The sequence below is a fragment of the Viridibacillus sp. d25.2 genome, from assembly GCF_055456015.2.
Genome location: NZ_CM196652.1, coordinates 3,717,201 through 3,732,689, shown reverse-complemented (window position 1 = coordinate 3,732,689; position 15,489 = coordinate 3,717,201). Strand labels below are relative to the sequence as shown.

General features: G+C 34.4%; 16 protein-coding genes. 13 read left to right on the top strand and 3 right to left on the bottom strand.

What is annotated here, in order from left to right:
* Positions 1-57: 57 nt before the first annotated feature.
* The gene (locus tag ACZLO7_RS18430) at positions 58-669 is read right to left on the bottom strand and encodes a CPBP family intramembrane glutamic endopeptidase (RefSeq protein ID WP_464937854.1); all 612 of its coding nucleotides are present in this window, start codon (positions 667-669) and stop codon (positions 58-60) included.
* Between the two features lie 235 nt (positions 670-904).
* Positions 905-1,093, bottom strand: a complete 189-nt coding sequence (locus tag ACZLO7_RS18425; protein WP_038183507.1) for a YkvS family protein — start codon at positions 1,091-1,093, stop codon at positions 905-907.
* A 121-nt stretch (positions 1,094-1,214) separates the two neighbouring features.
* Between ACZLO7_RS18425 and ykzS the strand changes: the two genes are divergently transcribed.
* The 5 genes from ykzS (at position 1,215) to ACZLO7_RS18400 (ending at position 5,294) form a co-directional block, all read left to right on the top strand.
* Entirely contained in the window at positions 1,215-1,403 is a 189-nt protein-coding gene (ykzS, locus tag ACZLO7_RS18420) for a protein YkzS (protein WP_464937853.1), read from the top strand.
* 91 nt (positions 1,404-1,494) lie between these two features.
* Complete coding sequence (locus ACZLO7_RS18415; protein WP_464937852.1) at positions 1,495-1,689, top strand: aspartyl-phosphate phosphatase Spo0E family protein; 195 nt, start codon at positions 1,495-1,497, stop codon at positions 1,687-1,689.
* 236 nt (positions 1,690-1,925) lie between these two features.
* Positions 1,926-2,795: an NAD(P)-dependent oxidoreductase gene (locus ACZLO7_RS18410; protein WP_464937903.1), complete on the top strand. Its 870-nt coding sequence runs from the start codon at positions 1,926-1,928 to the stop codon at positions 2,793-2,795.
* A 215-nt stretch (positions 2,796-3,010) separates the two neighbouring features.
* Positions 3,011-4,327 (top strand): MFS transporter, encoded by a 1,317-nt coding sequence (locus ACZLO7_RS18405; RefSeq protein WP_464937851.1) that lies wholly within the window; start codon positions 3,011-3,013, stop codon positions 4,325-4,327.
* Positions 4,328-4,391: 64 nt separating this feature from the next.
* Complete coding sequence (locus tag ACZLO7_RS18400; RefSeq protein WP_427749274.1) at positions 4,392-5,294, top strand: chemotaxis protein; 903 nt, start codon at positions 4,392-4,394, stop codon at positions 5,292-5,294.
* Between the two features lie 68 nt (positions 5,295-5,362).
* Here the strand turns inward: ACZLO7_RS18400 and ACZLO7_RS18395 are convergent, their stop codons facing one another.
* Positions 5,363-5,818: a YkyB family protein gene (locus ACZLO7_RS18395; RefSeq protein WP_464937850.1), complete on the bottom strand. Its 456-nt coding sequence runs from the start codon at positions 5,816-5,818 to the stop codon at positions 5,363-5,365.
* A gap of 149 nt (positions 5,819-5,967) precedes the next feature.
* On the opposite strand from ACZLO7_RS18395, the gene ACZLO7_RS18390 reads away from it, so the two are divergent.
* The 8 genes from ACZLO7_RS18390 (at position 5,968) to dapD (ending at position 15,477) form a co-directional block, all read left to right on the top strand.
* On the top strand, positions 5,968-7,506 hold the full coding sequence (locus ACZLO7_RS18390) for a Ppx/GppA phosphatase family protein (RefSeq protein WP_464937849.1): 1,539 nt from the start codon (positions 5,968-5,970) through the stop codon (positions 7,504-7,506).
* Between the two features lie 3 nt (positions 7,507-7,509).
* Positions 7,510-9,621, top strand: coding sequence for an RNA degradosome polyphosphate kinase (locus ACZLO7_RS18385; protein ID WP_464937848.1), 2,112 nt, complete (start codon positions 7,510-7,512; stop codon positions 9,619-9,621).
* 209 nt (positions 9,622-9,830) lie between these two features.
* On the top strand, positions 9,831-11,858 hold the full coding sequence (locus ACZLO7_RS18380) for a sensor domain-containing protein (RefSeq protein WP_464937846.1): 2,028 nt from the start codon (positions 9,831-9,833) through the stop codon (positions 11,856-11,858).
* A gap of 124 nt (positions 11,859-11,982) precedes the next feature.
* Entirely contained in the window at positions 11,983-12,750 is a 768-nt protein-coding gene (gene fadH, locus ACZLO7_RS18375; RefSeq protein WP_464937845.1) for a 2,4-dienoyl-CoA reductase, read from the top strand.
* Between the two features lie 60 nt (positions 12,751-12,810).
* Positions 12,811-13,053 carry a hypothetical protein gene (locus tag ACZLO7_RS18370; protein WP_464937844.1) on the top strand — a complete coding sequence of 81 codons (243 nt, stop codon included), beginning with the start codon at positions 12,811-12,813 and terminating at the stop codon, positions 13,051-13,053.
* Positions 13,054-13,251: 198 nt separating this feature from the next.
* A complete protein-coding gene (gene cbpB, locus ACZLO7_RS18365) occupies positions 13,252-13,695 on the top strand; it encodes a cyclic-di-AMP-binding protein CbpB (RefSeq protein WP_427749261.1) in 444 nt (147 codons plus the stop codon).
* Between the two features lie 96 nt (positions 13,696-13,791).
* Positions 13,792-14,700 carry a transcriptional regulator CcpC gene (gene ccpC, locus ACZLO7_RS18360; RefSeq protein WP_464937843.1) on the top strand — a complete coding sequence of 303 codons (909 nt, stop codon included), beginning with the start codon at positions 13,792-13,794 and terminating at the stop codon, positions 14,698-14,700.
* Positions 14,701-14,763: 63 nt separating this feature from the next.
* Positions 14,764-15,477, top strand: a complete 714-nt coding sequence (dapD, locus tag ACZLO7_RS18355) for a 2,3,4,5-tetrahydropyridine-2,6-dicarboxylate N-acetyltransferase (protein WP_464937842.1) — start codon at positions 14,764-14,766, stop codon at positions 15,475-15,477.
* Positions 15,478-15,489: the final 12 nt, after the last annotated feature.

Sequence of the window (15,489 nt, the reverse complement as noted above, 5' to 3'; positions counted from 1 at the left end):
AACTCACAAAAAAACCAATCGATTTTTGATCGATTGGTCTTTTTGTGAGTTAAAAAATCAATATAGTGGAAATAATAGGAATAATAGTGTTATCATGACAAGGTGAGCGACAATGATAATGGGCATGCTTTTTTTCCATTCATACAGGAAGCCAAAGATAATGCCAGTGCTAAAAGCAGCTAATACACCTAGCCAAAAGCCACTGACTGCAAGGGACATTGCAAATAAAATGGCTGCTAGAATAACGGCATAAGGCGTCTTCATATACTGTTTTAATTGTTGTTGAACATATCCACGCCAGAATAATTCTTCCGCAGTAGCGATGATCAAAATTAGTAAAATATAGTGCCATAAAGCGCTAGGTCCAAACGTTTTGATAAATTGATGAACTGTTGCAAGTAATTCTTTTGATAAATAAGGTAGTAAACGATATGCTAATGAAATTAGGCCATATACAATCGTCCCAAAACCTATTCCAAATAATAAGTATTCCCACGTTTTGATTTTGTCTTCTATTTTTCCGAAAGCGAATGCAAAAGCCATACCAACTAGCATTGTAAAAGTGTATAGATACCAAAATACAGCTTTTTGTTCGAAACTAAAATATAGAAGAACATATATGAATACCAATGAAAGAATAAGCACTAAAATACTCGTGTGCTTCTTCATATTAATAATCACCTCCAACAGAATATTTAAAGAAAGCCTATAAATCATTTTCAACATATTTATAGCCTTTGTACAAAAGAGACGCCGCCCTTCAGTTTCTGAGGGACGGCGCAGACTCAAATACAATCATTGTAGTGTTTTAGATGTCCAATGTCTAGTAAATTATACTGTTAACGAATAGTAATTGCTATAAGTATGTTACATATGTATTCATTAAGGGCATTGAACATCTTTTTTAAACTTCGTTACTGTATAATATTTTATAGCGTTTGTGATTGACCACTGTTTTTTCTTCAACCTCTAGGCTGTTGAAATTTTCCATATAAGTAAGGTTGACGATAACAGAGTTTTCATTTACTTTCTCAACAATGCCTTGTAGACCGTCGTTAAATTCAATGATATTTCCGATTTCAGCGATTTTCATAGAAATTCAGCTCCTTCACCTACTAATACTTTACAGTTTGCACGAAAACACGTCTCAGGTAAAGTATTTTCTATTATTATTTTAAAAAAAGGAAATTTTAAATGAAAAGGAAGTTTAAGAAATGAATTCATATAAAGATATGTTAGACGAATTGAAAATTGGTAAGCGAGATGATATCACAGTTGATAAAAAAGAATTTTATGCTTTTAGAGAAGTCCTAGTAAAGAGAGAGGATTTTAAACATTTTCGTGGAGTAGCAAAACAAGGCGGTACTGTAATTTATCAATACATGGAAGATGCAAGAAGTTAAAGTGTCGAAAGTTGTCGAAAGTTTCATTTCCGAAAAAGTGGGAATAATAGTATAATAATGAACAGAATTTAGCTTGAGAGGAGGATGGTAAATGTCTGATTCCATCTTGAAAAAATTAGAATCTACAAGAGAAATGATGATCCGTTCTGGAATTGAACATGGTTTTTCAAATATTGAAACCATCCGCTTAAGTAAAAAGCTAGATCATTTATTAAATATTTATCAACTTCAGAATGTCAATAAGATGAATGATTATAATTTTACAATTGAAAGTGTTAAGCATTAGTGAAAATTCCTAATGCTCTTTTTTATTTTTGAAAATTTCAAACTTTTTAGGTAGATGTGGTTTAAAATTTTGTTAAAGGGAAATAATAAAAGTGAACACAGCAACAATCTCATTTCCCCCTTTCTTTGGCAGATGCAATCGCATCTGTCTTTTTTTGTGTAAATAGAGAAGACGTACAATTCGGAAAATTTTCTGATACAATAAAGAGCATATACATAAAAATGGAGGAAATTATGATGACTGAACAATTGGATATTGGTTTTGTAGGTACTGGGGTAATGGGATCCAGCATAATTAAGCATTTTTTACATGCAGGTCATAATGTCAATATTTATACAAGAACAAGGGAAAAAGCCTTGGCATTAATTGAATTAGGCGCAAAATGGTTCCAGACAGCTGGTGAAGTCGCTAGTCACTCAAATGTCATTTTCACAATGGTTGGTTACCCACAAGATGTTGAAGAAGTTTATTTTGATGAAAGTGGAATATTTGCAAATGGACAAGCAGGTTTAATCGTCGTTGATATGACAACGTCTCAACCTACTCTAGCAAAAAAAATTTCTAATCATGCGAAATCTTTGCAAATGGACGCCTTAGACGCTCCTGTTTCAGGTGGTGATATCGGTGCGCAAAATGGAACGCTTTCTATTATGGTGGGTGGAGAACGTGAAGTATTTAATAAAATTACACCGTTATTTAATCTGATTGGTACTAATATTGTTTATCAAGGAGAAGCCGGTGCAGGCCAGCATACGAAAATGTGTAATCAAATAGCGATTGCAACAAATATGATTGGTGTATGTGAAGCAATTGCTTATGGGGAAAAGGCAGGTCTGGATATTGAAGATGTTTTAATTTCAATTTCTTCAGGAGCAGCTGGTTCGTGGTCATTAAGTAATTTAGCACCACGTATAGTGAAGGGCGATTTAGCTCCTGGATTCTATTTAAAGCACTTTATAAAGGATATGAAGATTGCTTTACAAGAAGCAGAGCTCATGCAATTAAACTTACCAGGTCTCGTACTTGCAAAGAAAATGTATGATGAATTAGCTACTAAAGGTTTTGAGGATAACGGTACACAGGCACTAATTAACCATTATAAATAACACTGTTCAAAGAAACCGCTTTGTGGATTTTCCATAGGAGTGGTTTTTAATTATTATAATATTGAAAATCATTAGACATAAATAATATACGACAGTGTTCGATAATTTGGGCAGGAAACTCAACAATTGAATGTAAGGCTTTTGTAAATTTATTTTGGAATACAGGATTTTCTTCTTTCTCTATGGAATAGTTTATAAAGATGGGAGTTGATGTGATGAATGTAGGGTCTCAGAAATCTAAATTAAGAAGTACATGGGGATTGTATTTATCGTTACCTATATTGTCATGGGCATTTTATGATTTTGCGAATACTATTTTTTCATCCAACATTAATACAATATTTTTCCCGTTTTATATGGATGAAATACTCGGAACGAATGAAGTAAAACAACAAGTTGCCAGTACATTTATATCTTATGCCAATGCTATAGCAAGCCTTTTTCTAGTAATATTCTCACCGCTTTTTGGAGTATGGATTGATAACACGGGCTTGAAAAAGAGGTTTATCGTATGGTTCGCATCGATTTCTATATTTTTCACTTTCATGATGGGGGTATTTAGCTACTGGCAAACAGATACTACATTTAGTGGAGTACCAATGAGTCTGTTTTTAGTTGTTGCAAGTTTTGTCATAGCGAAGTTTTTCTTTAATTCAAGCTTAGTATTCTATGATGCCATGATGCCGGATTTAGGGACAAAAGAAGAGATGCCTCTTATTTCTGGATTTGGAGTAGCAATTGGATATTTTGGTACGATTGTTGGTTTACTAGTTTACCCATTTGTCAGTGGTGGGGATTTCCATCGTGCATTCATTCCTACGGCGGTATTATATTTAATTTTTTCATTACCATTATTTTTCATTAACAAAGACAAACCAATTCAGGAACGAAGAAAAGTTAATTCTTTCTTATCTGGTTATAAAGAAATAATAAAAACTTTTAAAGAGATGCGTGCTTATAAGGCGATTTTCACTTTTATGATTGCATATTTCTTTTTAAATGATGCAATTGCAACAACCATAGCGATGATGGCTGTATATGCAACAGCAATTGTCGGTTTTTCCTCGGGACAATTTATCATTCTATACTTAGTTTCTACTGTATCCACTATTATTGGTTCCCTTGTATTTGGCTATATTACTAAAAGGGTGGGTGCTAAGAAAGCGATAACTTTTGTAGCACTGTTAATGATTGTATCTCTTATCATAGCGGTATTTGCTTTAGAACAATGGATGTTCTGGATTGCGGGAAGTATGTTTGGCGTTTCTCTTGGATCTATGTGGGTAACATCTCGAACCTATATTATCGAACTTAGCCCAAAAGAAAAGCAAGGACAGTTTTTTGGGTTATTCGCTTTCTCAGGGAAGGTATCATCAATTATTGGTCCTGCTATTTACGGGACGGTAACTTTATTACTAAAGGACTATGGAACGCTTGCCAGCCGTGTAGCATTATCAACTTTGATTGTTTTAACCGTGATTGGTCTATTCATCCATTTAAGAGTTCGCCCAAATGCCACTAAAACTATATAGGAGTAATGTACCTTATATGTTACAATTAGAGTAAGGCGAAGTGTGACTCAAGGAGGAAAATATTATGGTAGAAAGTCAGGGTATTTTACTAGAGAGTGGAACAAACGAACTTGAAATTGTTGAGTTTGAAGTAGGTTCCAATAAATTTGGTATTAACGTTATTAAAGTAAAAGAAATTATACAACCAATTCCGGTTACTTTTATACCTCATGCTCATCCGCATGTTGAAGGGATCATTCAATTACGTGGAGAAGTATTACCAGTCGTAGATATGAAAAAAGTATTAGGTTTATCCGGTGCTTTTAATGAGCAACAAAAATATATTGTTGCAGAATTTAATCGCCAACGAGTTGTCTTCCATGTTGATAATGTAACGATGATTCATCGTATTTCATGGAATCAAATCGAAAAACCTACTGATATGTACCAAGGTGGTGGTTCACAAGTTATCGGAGTAATTAAACAAGAGGACTTAATGTTGCTACTATTGGACTTTGAAAAGATTATGGTAGACATTAACCCTGATTCGGGTATTAGTGTAGAATCTGTAAAAAAACTAGGTGATCGTCAGCGTTCAGAAAAGAAAATAGTTATTGCTGAAGATTCGCCTTTACTGCGCAAATTATTGCATGATACGATGCATGAAGCCGGTTATATGAATATAGAATTCTTTGAAAATGGTAAAGACGCCTTAGATTATTTACTGGCTTTAGCAGACAAAGAAAATGATATTTCAAAGGCTGTGCAATTAGTCGTAACAGATATTGAGATGCCACAAATGGATGGTCATCATTTAACAAAACAAATTAAAACTCATCCTGTATTATCAAAATTACCTGTTATTATCTTCTCTAGTTTAATAACAGATGATTTAAGACATAAAGGGGATCAAGTCGGAGCTGAAGATCAAATCAGCAAACCGGAGATTGCCGAACTCATTTTAAAAATAGATCAGTACATCCTTTAAGTATATGAATGCTAAAAACCGGATACCTTACTCAATGAGGGATCCGGTTTTATGTATTATAAGTTTATCTAATGTCCGTAGAAATAACTTGTATTATTTACTAAAGGCTTCTTTTTAGGTTTAGAAGTACTACCCACCTCTTTTTTTGCTATTTGCTGGGTTTTTATCCCTAAATAGTCTTTTAATACATTTCTAGCTGTGTTTAAGCTCATTTTTCTTTGGGGATTACGATAGCTGTCATCGAGGTGTCCTAAATGAGGTAATGAGGCAAAGTCATCTTTTTTCGGCAGGGTATGGAAAAAATAATCTGCGCATTGTATGAGTACGGATGATTGTTGCTTACTAAAACGAGGGTTTTTCACAAAATGTAAACCAATTTTTTTCGCTCTGCTGTCGAGGATCATTTTCTCAAGTGCAAGGCGTTTTAATTCGTAAAGAGGTTTGTTGTCTGGTGCAGTTTTTGCGTGTCTATTTACAGTATAAATAGCAGTAGCTAGTTGTTCATCACAATATTCTCTTTGCATAAAATACCGCCTTTCTACTTAAGTTAATGTTTGTAATTGGTTGTGTTTAGAAGAAAATTCAGAGCATTCAATTTATAATATACATTATAATATCAATTTTACTCTCAGTTGTATAGAGAGACAAGAAAAATTCTAAGGATGTGCCCCCAATGACTTATTTTAAAACAGCTATTATCGATATCGGCTCAAATACAATCCGACTTGTACTTTATACGTATGATCCACTAAGAGGCTTAAAGGAAGTAGAAAATATTAAATCTGTAGCCCGCCTGAGAAATTATTTACAAATGGATAATGTTATGTCTGAAGAAGGCATACAGGAACTTGAACGAGTTTTGCTTTTTTTTCGAGACATATTAAATGATTATCACATAGTAGACGTAAGAGCCATTGCTACTGCCGCAATTCGTCAAGCAAAGAATAGCTCTGAAATTATTGAACGTATGAGGGAAAATACAGGTGTAAAAATAGAACTATTATCAGGCGAACAGGAAGCTTATTTTGGCTATTTTGCTGTGGCTCATACATTAGAAACACCATCAGGTATAACAATCGATATGGGGGGTGGTAGTACAGAGTTAACCTATTTCAAAGATAAAGAGCTACAGTGTTATCACAGTTTTCCATTTGGGTCCGTGTCATTAAAGCAACAATTTATAGAAGATGACACTATGACAAAAGAGGAAGGCGATATGATTTATGACTTTGCAAAAAGTAAATTTGAGACATTGTTATGGTTGAAAGACGCTCAGTTGCCTGTTATTGGAATCGGAGGCAGTGCACGTAACATGGCAAAGCTAGATCAGCGTAAAAAGGATTATCCTATTTCAGGTGTTCATCAATATGAGATGACAAAAGATGACTTTACAAATATTAGTCATGAAGTAACATCATTGACATACGAACAATTAAATCAACTTGATGGGCTTTCAAGTGATCGAGCAGATATTATTGTACCCGTGATTATAGTATTTCAAGCGTTAATGGATGTTGTAGGTAGTGAGACATTCCAATTTAGTCGAAAAGGATTGCGTGAAGGTCTTGTCATTGATCGCATATTAAAAGACAATCCAACAGCTTTTAACAAATACAATGTTTTTGAGAGGAGTACAAAATTTTTAGCTGCTGAATTTGATAAACCATTAGAAAATACAGCTCATTTTGTGCAGCTAACGGAAATAGCCTATTTTGAATTTTGTAAAATAGGGGCATTCTTGTATAATGCGGAAGATTTACATATGTTGAAGCAAGCCGCTAGATTATTTCATGTTGGTGAGTACATAGAGGTTGATGCAGCAAGTCAACATACATTTTACTTGCTATCGAATCGTTCAATTGATGGGATAAGCCACGATCAGCGTGTTCGTTTAGCGTTAATTGCTTCTTACAAGAACCGAGATGATTTCAGTCGTTATTCGGAACCATTTATGGAGTGGTTTTCAAAGGACGAGTTTAAAAAAATGCGAGACATCGGTGCTTTACTTAAATTTGTCTATGCATTAGATGCCTCGAAACGAAACATTGTCGAATCGATTGCTATGGAACAATCGGGTGATAATGTAAAACTGAAGATTTTCACAACAGGTAATGCTATGGCTGAAATGTATCAAGCGAATCGCCAAAAGAAGCATATTAATCGAATTTTTAAAGGGGAAGTAACACTACACTTTATAGAAAAGGAAGGGTAAAAAATGGAATTAGTCCAAGTTAAGCAGACAGAAATTACAAAACCAGAATACTACAATAATCGTGAATTAAGTTGGCTAGCATTCAATGAACGCGTGTTACAGGAAGCGGAGGATGCACAAAATCCATTACTTGAAAGATTGAAATTTTTGGCGATATTTAGTTCAAATTTAGACGAGTTTTTCATGGTACGTGTAGCAGGGTTACAAGATCAGGTAAAAGCTGGATTTCATAAACCGGAAAACAAATCAGGTTTAACACCAAAGGAACAATTAGCTCGAATTTCTGAGAAAACCCAAGCACTTGTTTCAAGACAAACAGCTATTTATAAAGAATTAATGAAACAACTATTACCAAAAGAGAATGTTTATACGCGCAAAATAGCAGAGCTAAATGAAGAACAAACTCATTTTATCAATGAATATTTCGAAGAAACGATTTTTCCGGTATTAACACCTGTAGCTGTTGATGCGTATCGCCCATTTCCAACATTAATCAGTAAAACTTTAAATATGATTATTCTTTTGGAACAAGAGAATGTAGAACCTGAATTTTGTGAAAAGGTAGCAGTTGTACAAGTACCATCTGTTTTAGAACGTTTTATCCAAGTACCATCTAAAGGGAATGAAATCACAGTGGTACTTCTTGAAGATATAATTGGTGCGAATATTAATAAGTTGTTCTACGGCTACAATGTTAAATCGGTACAATCTTTCCGTCTTACACGTAACGCAGATTTAACTATTCATGAAGAAGGTGCGCGTGATTTACTTCTAGAGATTGAAAAAGAGTTGAAAAAGCGTAAATGGGGCGCCCTCACTCGTCTAGAAGTGCGTACAGGGGAAATGGATAAAGGTGTGCTACAATTTCTTTTGAATGAATTAGAAGATTGGGAAGCGGAAGTGTATAGTGTAGATTGTCCACTAGATCTAACGTTTTTATTCTCGTTTGTAAAACTTGTGAGTGAAGGCAGAGAGCATTTAGAATATGAAAGTTTTATCCCTCAGCCGCCTCAAGACTTAGAATCAGATGAAGACATTTTTGAGAAAGCATTAGTTCAAGATATTTTCTTTAATCATCCATACGAATCTTTTACACCAGTCGTGGAATTTGTAACAGAAGCTGCGAACGATCCAAGTGTTTTAGCCATTAAGCAGACTTTATATCGTGTCAGTGGCAATTCACCAGTTATCCAAGCGCTAAAATACGCTGCTGAAAATGGGAAGCAAGTAACCGTACTAGTAGAGTTAAAAGCTCGTTTTGACGAAGAAAATAATGTGCATTGGGCAAAAGAACTGGAACAATCAGGATGTCTAGTTATTTATGGAATGCATAATTTAAAAACACATTCTAAAATTACTCTAGTAGTAAGAAGAAGACAAAGTAAAATAGAGCGGTTCGTCCATCTAGGTACAGGGAACTATAATGATGCAACAGCGAAAATATACACGGATATGGGTATCATAACGACGAAAAAGAAGTTTGGTATTGATGCGACTAACTTCTTTAATTTCCTTAGTGGCTATACAGAGAAGCCGAACTTCCATCACATAGTGGTGTCACCAAATGATATTCGAATCGAGTTTATTAAATTAATTGATGAAGAAATAAATTATCATCTAAAGCATGGTAAGGGGCATTTCCGCGCGAAAATGAATTCATTGACGGATAAAGAATTAATCATGAAAATGTATGAAGCTTCAATTGCTGGAGTTAAAGTAGATTTAATTATTCGTGGGATATGTTGTTTACGCCCAGGTATTAAAGGTATTAGTGAAAATATAACAGTTATTAGTATTGTTGGTCGTTTTCTTGAACATTCGCGTATCTATTGGTTCCATCATAATGGAGAAAATAAATTATTCTTATCTTCAGCGGATATGATGACAAGAAATATGATTAAACGTGTAGAAATTCTATTTCCAATTTTTGATACTGAAATAAAAAAACGTATTATGAAATCTATGAAAACTCAGTTCCGTGATAATGTGAAAGCACGTATTCAAGATGAGAATGGTGTATATTATTATAACGAGAAAAAAGATGGAGATAAATGTATAAATAGTCAGGAAATATTCTTAAAAGAAGCATATCGTGTCCTGATAGACCAAGAGTAAAAATAATAAATTATTCACTAAGACTTTCGCTAATATGACGAAAGTCTTCTTAATATCAGTTGAAAAATCCTGTGTGAAATCTGCTTTATTCAAGTCCACTACGAATAATATACCAAAGGATATAAAAGAATAAATAAAATTGTATTCAATCGCATAAAAATCAATTATCATAATACGTAGTAGACTACTTCTGTTAATGGAGGCATTATATGTATAATTCATCATTGAGTCCTCAACAATTTCAAAAATCTGTACAGAAATTGTCAAGATTACATCCTGAATCCATGACAATGTTAATAGAACAAGGTAAAAACAATCAATATTGGATTACATACGTAAATGAATCGTTTAAAACGTTTTTTGAACATTCATTTGAACATAAAGTACTTGCATCACCTTTTTTTACATGTCAAATGGGAACTAATTTAGAAGAATTCCTATTACAAAAAGATGAAGTGATAGAACCATATACTAAGCAGATAACGATTATGAAGAAAACGATACCACATACCTTTAATGTCAGTGTAATTGCAGATACCACGACACAGCACAAAGTAATTTGTTTATCTTTAACTAAAGTAGTAAGTAATGAATCGTATTGCTCGCTAATGGACCACAATTTGGATTCTGTCATTACGATTAATCGATGTGGGCATATTATTAAAAGTAATAGAGCAATGACTTCTGTATTTGGGTATAAACAAAATGATTTATTAAAACAGCATTATTTAGACCTTGTATCCAAGCAAGGTGAGTTAAAGCTGGTGAAATTGATAGAGCAAACGATCAAGCAAAAGCAAACTGTAGAATTAAGTGAATGCGGTATTAAAAATGTCGAGGGTAGAACATTAATGGTATACGTAAAAAGTATTCCAATTATTAAAAATAATGAAGTAAAAGAAATACAACTAATAATGCGAGATATCACAAGGTATGATGAAACAGGGAAGACGGTTTTCTATTTGTCATATCATGATCAATTAACAGGTATTTGGAACAAACGTGCCTTAAAGGAGCATTTTAAAGAAGAAGAAAGCATTGCCAAGTATCAAGGTAATCAGATGGCAATAATTTTATTGGATTTGGATCGTTTTAAAAAAATAAACGGTTCTATTGGCTCCAACAATGGAGATGAGTTGTTAAAGAAAGTTGCCCAAAGACTTTCTACCTTGTCAGACGCTAATAGCCAAATCTATAGACAAAATGGTGATGATTTTATCTTTCTTTTACAACAATCAGATGTAAAAAAAACGGAGTACTTTGCTGAGAAAATATTATCTTTATTCAAAAAACCTTTTTGTGTTGATGATCTAGAGTTGAATATTTCAGGTTCTATCGGCATGGTTATGTATCCATCTGATGGTGTGGAATTAGATAAGTTATTAAAAAAGGCAGATCAAGCACTTAGATACGTAAAAGAACGTGTTCCTTCTACTTACCGCTTTTATCATAGCAAAATGCTTGATACCTCTAATAATGGAACAGTGATGGAATCCCATCTTAGACGTGCAATTGAAAAAAATGAATTAACTATTCATTATCAACCACAAGTGGATCTAGATACTGGGAAAATAAACAGTTTTGAAGCATTACTTAGATGGAATAATCCTAAGTTTGGTTTAGTGCCCCCAGGTATATTCATTCCTATTGCAGAAGAATCTGGTCTCATTTTAGAAATAGGGGATTGGGTTCTAAATCAAGTATGTATTCAGTTAAAAGAATGGCAAATAAATGGATTTATAGATGTACGAATTGCCGTTAATATTTCATCTAAGCAATTTAAGCAAGAAGCTTTCGCTAATGCAATTAAAAAATATATTTACAAATATGAATTAAAACCTCAAGCTTTAGAGCTTGAAATTACCGAAAGCTCAATGACAAATATTCATGAAACGCTTTCAATTTTACAAGAATTAAAGAAAATGGGTGTTGTTATTTCAATTGATGATTTTGGAACAGGCTATTCATCTCTTAGTTATTTAAAACGATACCCAATTGATATTATTAAAATTGATCAGTCATTTATTAAGGAAATTGAGCAAGATGAAAAGGATGAAGCAATAGCGAAAACGATTATACATCTGGCACATAGTTTAGGTATGAAAGTAATTGCTGAAGGTGTCGAGAAAAAAGATCATGTAGAAATTTTAAAAGCTGTAAATTGTGAAAAGGCTCAAGGCTACTATTTTAGCCGACCAGTGCCGATTGAAAGTATTATCGAAATGTATTTTTGTTAGTCATGATAGTAAAAACCTTAATGAGCCAATTATTGAGGTTTTTATTTTTGCTCTGAAATAAAGACAGTAATTCCGAAGTATGGTAAAATTATGAATGAACATTCATTCAAAGGGGGGATCTTAATTGTTAAATGGGAAAACAATTATTATCACAGGCGGTTCAAATGGGATGGGGAAATATATGGCAAAAACGTTTGTAGCAGAAGGTGCAAACGTTGTCATTACAGGCCGTGATTTAGAGCGTCTAAAAAACGCAAAGGATGAAATTTCGAACGATGGGAACAATATTGATATTTTTCAAATGGATGTAAGAGAACCTGAGCATGTTGCTGGAATGCTAAAGTTTGCAGTAGATACTTTTGGGCAAGTAGATGGTCTAGTAAATAATGCTGCAGGAAACTTTATCGTCCGTGCTGAGGATTTATCAGCAAATGGATGGAAATCCGTTATTGATATCGTCCTAAACGGTACATTTTATTGCTCAAAAGAAGTAGGTAAATACTGGATGGAGAATAAAATAAACGGTTCTATTCTTAATATGGTCGCAACTTATGCGTGGGATGCTGGTCCAGGAGTTGCTCATTCGGCAGCAGCAAAGGCTGGAGTATTATCTTTAACAAGAACACTAGCAGTTGAATGGGGAAGACAATATGGTATTAGAGTTAATGCAATCGCTCCGGGGCCGATTGAAAGAACTGGTGGTGCTGATAAGTTATGGCAATCTGAAGAGGCCGCGAAGCGTACTTTACAGTCGGTGCCACTTGGTCGCTTAGGAAAACCAGAGGAAATTGCTGACTTAGCAACGTTCATGATGTCAGATAAAGCGGCTTACATGAATGGGGAAGTTGTCACACTTGATGGTGGACAACACTTAAATCAGTATCCTTTCTAACGAGTAAAATAGTCAAGTAATGCACATACTTAGCGAAACAAGTATGAAGGAAGTGACGCTATGGGTACGTGGACTTGGCCATTAATGACGGTAATATTAATTATTTGTGGTACCGGTTATGTTTATACGAGACGTATTGCGAAAATGGAACAACAGGCTGTTCACAATAATGATCAACCGATTAGTCAAGCAGTTAAAGATAATCCAACGATGCTAAATCCAATTATTTGGGCATATGGCTTAGCTTTTGTTTTCGTATTCATTATAATTTTTTATAATGTTGTGAAATATCAATGGATATAAAAGGTGGTAAGAGGGAATGTTAGAAATCCCTCTTCTCATCTTTTTTAGTTTAACTACATAAAAACCCAAGAAAACGAATTAATATTAGTGTTTGATAAAATGTTATTTGTATAAATGGAAATTTTACGAGGGACTATGATATGATTAAAATGTATTTTGCTGTTCTGAACCAAGGAACAGAAAAAGGAGTAGAATACTATGGTGTCCTTAAGTAGCAGAGAGTTCCTTGAAATGCCAATTGCTGATTTTATCATTAATTCTGAGAAAGTTGCACATGTTCAAATGGGCAATAACGCAGAGCATGCCTTGCTAGTCCTAACGAAAACAGGTTATTCTTCTATACCAGTACTTGATGCAAAATACCGTCTGCATGGCATGCTAAGTATGCGTATGATCACAGAACCGATTTTGGGAATGGAACATATAGAGTATGAGAGATTAGCAGATATTAAAGTAGATGAAATAATGGATAAGAAAGTCGCGACCTTAAACATTAAAGATACTTTTCAAAGAGCATTAGATCTTGTGATTAATCATGCATTTTTATGCGTTATTGATGATGAAGGTACTTTCATGGGGATTATGACACGTCGCGTGATTTTAAAACAGCTAAAAAAACATATCTATCAATTCAATTCTTAATATGACAAAATGAGAGAAGGTCGCCATTAATGGGACCTTCTTTATTAATTATAAATGATTTAATCCATATAAGGATGATCAGGAGGTTACTTTTCGATGACTACAACAGAAGCGCAAATTGTAAAAGTATTGTCAGAAGAGGGCAATATGAGAAAAGCAGCTGAACGTTTATTTTTATCCCAACCGGCACTTTCCCAACGTTTACAATCCATTGAAAAAGATTGGGGAGCACAGTTGTTTTTACGCTCACAGAAGGGATTAACACCAACACCAGCAGGGGAGTTAGTTATACAATATGCGATTGATACAATTGCTAAAAAAGAAGAGATTTATGAAATGATTCAGTCGTTGAATTCAAAAGTACACGGTACATTAAAAATTGCATGTGCTTCGATTGTGGGGCATACATGGTTACCTAAAGTATTGAAGGATTTTATGACACAATATCCTGAAGCGAAAATTTCACTGAACACTGGTTGGAGCTCAGAAATTGTTAAGTCTCTATATGATGGGGAGGCACATGTAGGAATAGTTCGTGGACATACAGACTGGAAAGGGTCAAAGATTCACTTATTCCGTGATACGTTGTATTTAGTAGATAAAGAAATTGAAGAGATTGATGAAGTTTTCGAGACAGATCGTCCATTTATCCAATTCAAAAGTGATTCTAATTATTATCAAGAAATACAACAATGGTGGCAACGTCATTTTAAGTCTAATCCTCGGCGACAAATTACGGTAGATCAAATTGAGACGTGTAAACAAATGGCGTTGAATGGAATTGGTTATGCCATTTTGCCTTCTATTACATTAAGTGGACATGAGGATGTTAATACCATCCCGCTGACGAACACTGAAGAAGAATTTGAGCTAACGCGTGATACATGGCTTATTGGTTATGAGTCTTCTTTTGAATTGCGTCAAGTAGCAGCCTTTGTAGACCTTGTGAAAAAACATGCTGAATGTTTGTATGATTATGCGAATAGTGTGGAAGAAAAAAAATGACAACGCTATTATATTTCGTGTACAATTAGTCCATATTTTCAGAATAGTAGGAGGACGTAGCCAATGCAGAAATTGAATGCACAAGAAATTATTGCTTATTTAGCAAATGCCAAAAAAGCAACACCTGTGAAAGTTTATGTAAAAGGTGAAAAGATAGCAGAGCTTTCATTTGGTGAGAGAAGTAAAGTTTTTGGCGAAGGTAATTCAGCTGTCGTATTTGGGGAATGGGCTGAAATTGAAAAAGTTTTAGAAGCTAACGAAGCGAAAATTTCTGATTTTGTTGTTGAACATGATCGAAGAAATTCTGCGGTACCAACTCTTGACTTAAAAGGTATCAATGCTCGAATTGAACCTGGTGCTATTATTCGTGATCAAGTTACGATAGGGGATAATTGTGTCATCATGATGGGTAGTGTCATTAATATTGGAGCTGAAATTGGCGATCGTACAATGATTGATATGAATGCCGTTTTAGGTGGGCGTGCAATGGTTGGAAAAGATTGTCACATCGGAGCAGGCGCTGTTCTAGCAGGTGTAATAGAGCCACCTTCTGCATCACCAGTTGTTATTGAGGATAAAGTAATGATTGGTGCTAATGCAGTTGTTTTAGAAGGCTGTAGAGTGGGGGAAGGAGCTGTAGTTGCAGCAGGCGCAGTAGTTACCAAAGATGTACCTCCGTTTACTGTAGTTGCAGGGACTCCAGCAAAAGTCATTAAAGACATTGATGAAAAGACGAAATCTAAAACTGAAATTATGCAAGATCTTCGTAAATTATAAGCGGGTGTATAA

Coding starts and splice junctions, on each gene's coding strand:
- ACZLO7_RS18410 (WP_464937903.1), top strand. CDS start 1,926: ATGACTGAACAATTGGATATTGGTTTTGTAGGTACTGGGGTAATGGGA.
- ACZLO7_RS18405 (WP_464937851.1), top strand. CDS start 3,011: ATGAATGTAGGGTCTCAGAAATCTAAATTAAGAAGTACATGGGGATTG.
- ACZLO7_RS18380 (WP_464937846.1), top strand. CDS start 9,831: ATGTATAATTCATCATTGAGTCCTCAACAATTTCAAAAATCTGTACAG.
- ykzS (WP_464937853.1), top strand. CDS start 1,215: ATGAATTCATATAAAGATATGTTAGACGAATTGAAAATTGGTAAGCGA.
- ccpC (WP_464937843.1), top strand. CDS start 13,792: ATGACTACAACAGAAGCGCAAATTGTAAAAGTATTGTCAGAAGAGGGC.
- ACZLO7_RS18370 (WP_464937844.1), top strand. CDS start 12,811: ATGGGTACGTGGACTTGGCCATTAATGACGGTAATATTAATTATTTGT.
- ACZLO7_RS18400 (WP_427749274.1), top strand. CDS start 4,392: ATGGTAGAAAGTCAGGGTATTTTACTAGAGAGTGGAACAAACGAACTT.
- ACZLO7_RS18395 (WP_464937850.1), bottom strand. CDS start 5,818: ATGCAAAGAGAATATTGTGATGAACAACTAGCTACTGCTATTTATACT.
- ACZLO7_RS18385 (WP_464937848.1), top strand. CDS start 7,510: ATGGAATTAGTCCAAGTTAAGCAGACAGAAATTACAAAACCAGAATAC.
- ACZLO7_RS18425 (WP_038183507.1), bottom strand. CDS start 1,093: ATGAAAATCGCTGAAATCGGAAATATCATTGAATTTAACGACGGTCTA.
- cbpB (WP_427749261.1), top strand. CDS start 13,252: ATGGTGTCCTTAAGTAGCAGAGAGTTCCTTGAAATGCCAATTGCTGAT.
- ACZLO7_RS18430 (WP_464937854.1), bottom strand. CDS start 669: ATGAAGAAGCACACGAGTATTTTAGTGCTTATTCTTTCATTGGTATTC.
- dapD (WP_464937842.1), top strand. CDS start 14,764: ATGCAGAAATTGAATGCACAAGAAATTATTGCTTATTTAGCAAATGCC.
- ACZLO7_RS18390 (WP_464937849.1), top strand. CDS start 5,968: ATGACTTATTTTAAAACAGCTATTATCGATATCGGCTCAAATACAATC.
- ACZLO7_RS18415 (WP_464937852.1), top strand. CDS start 1,495: ATGTCTGATTCCATCTTGAAAAAATTAGAATCTACAAGAGAAATGATG.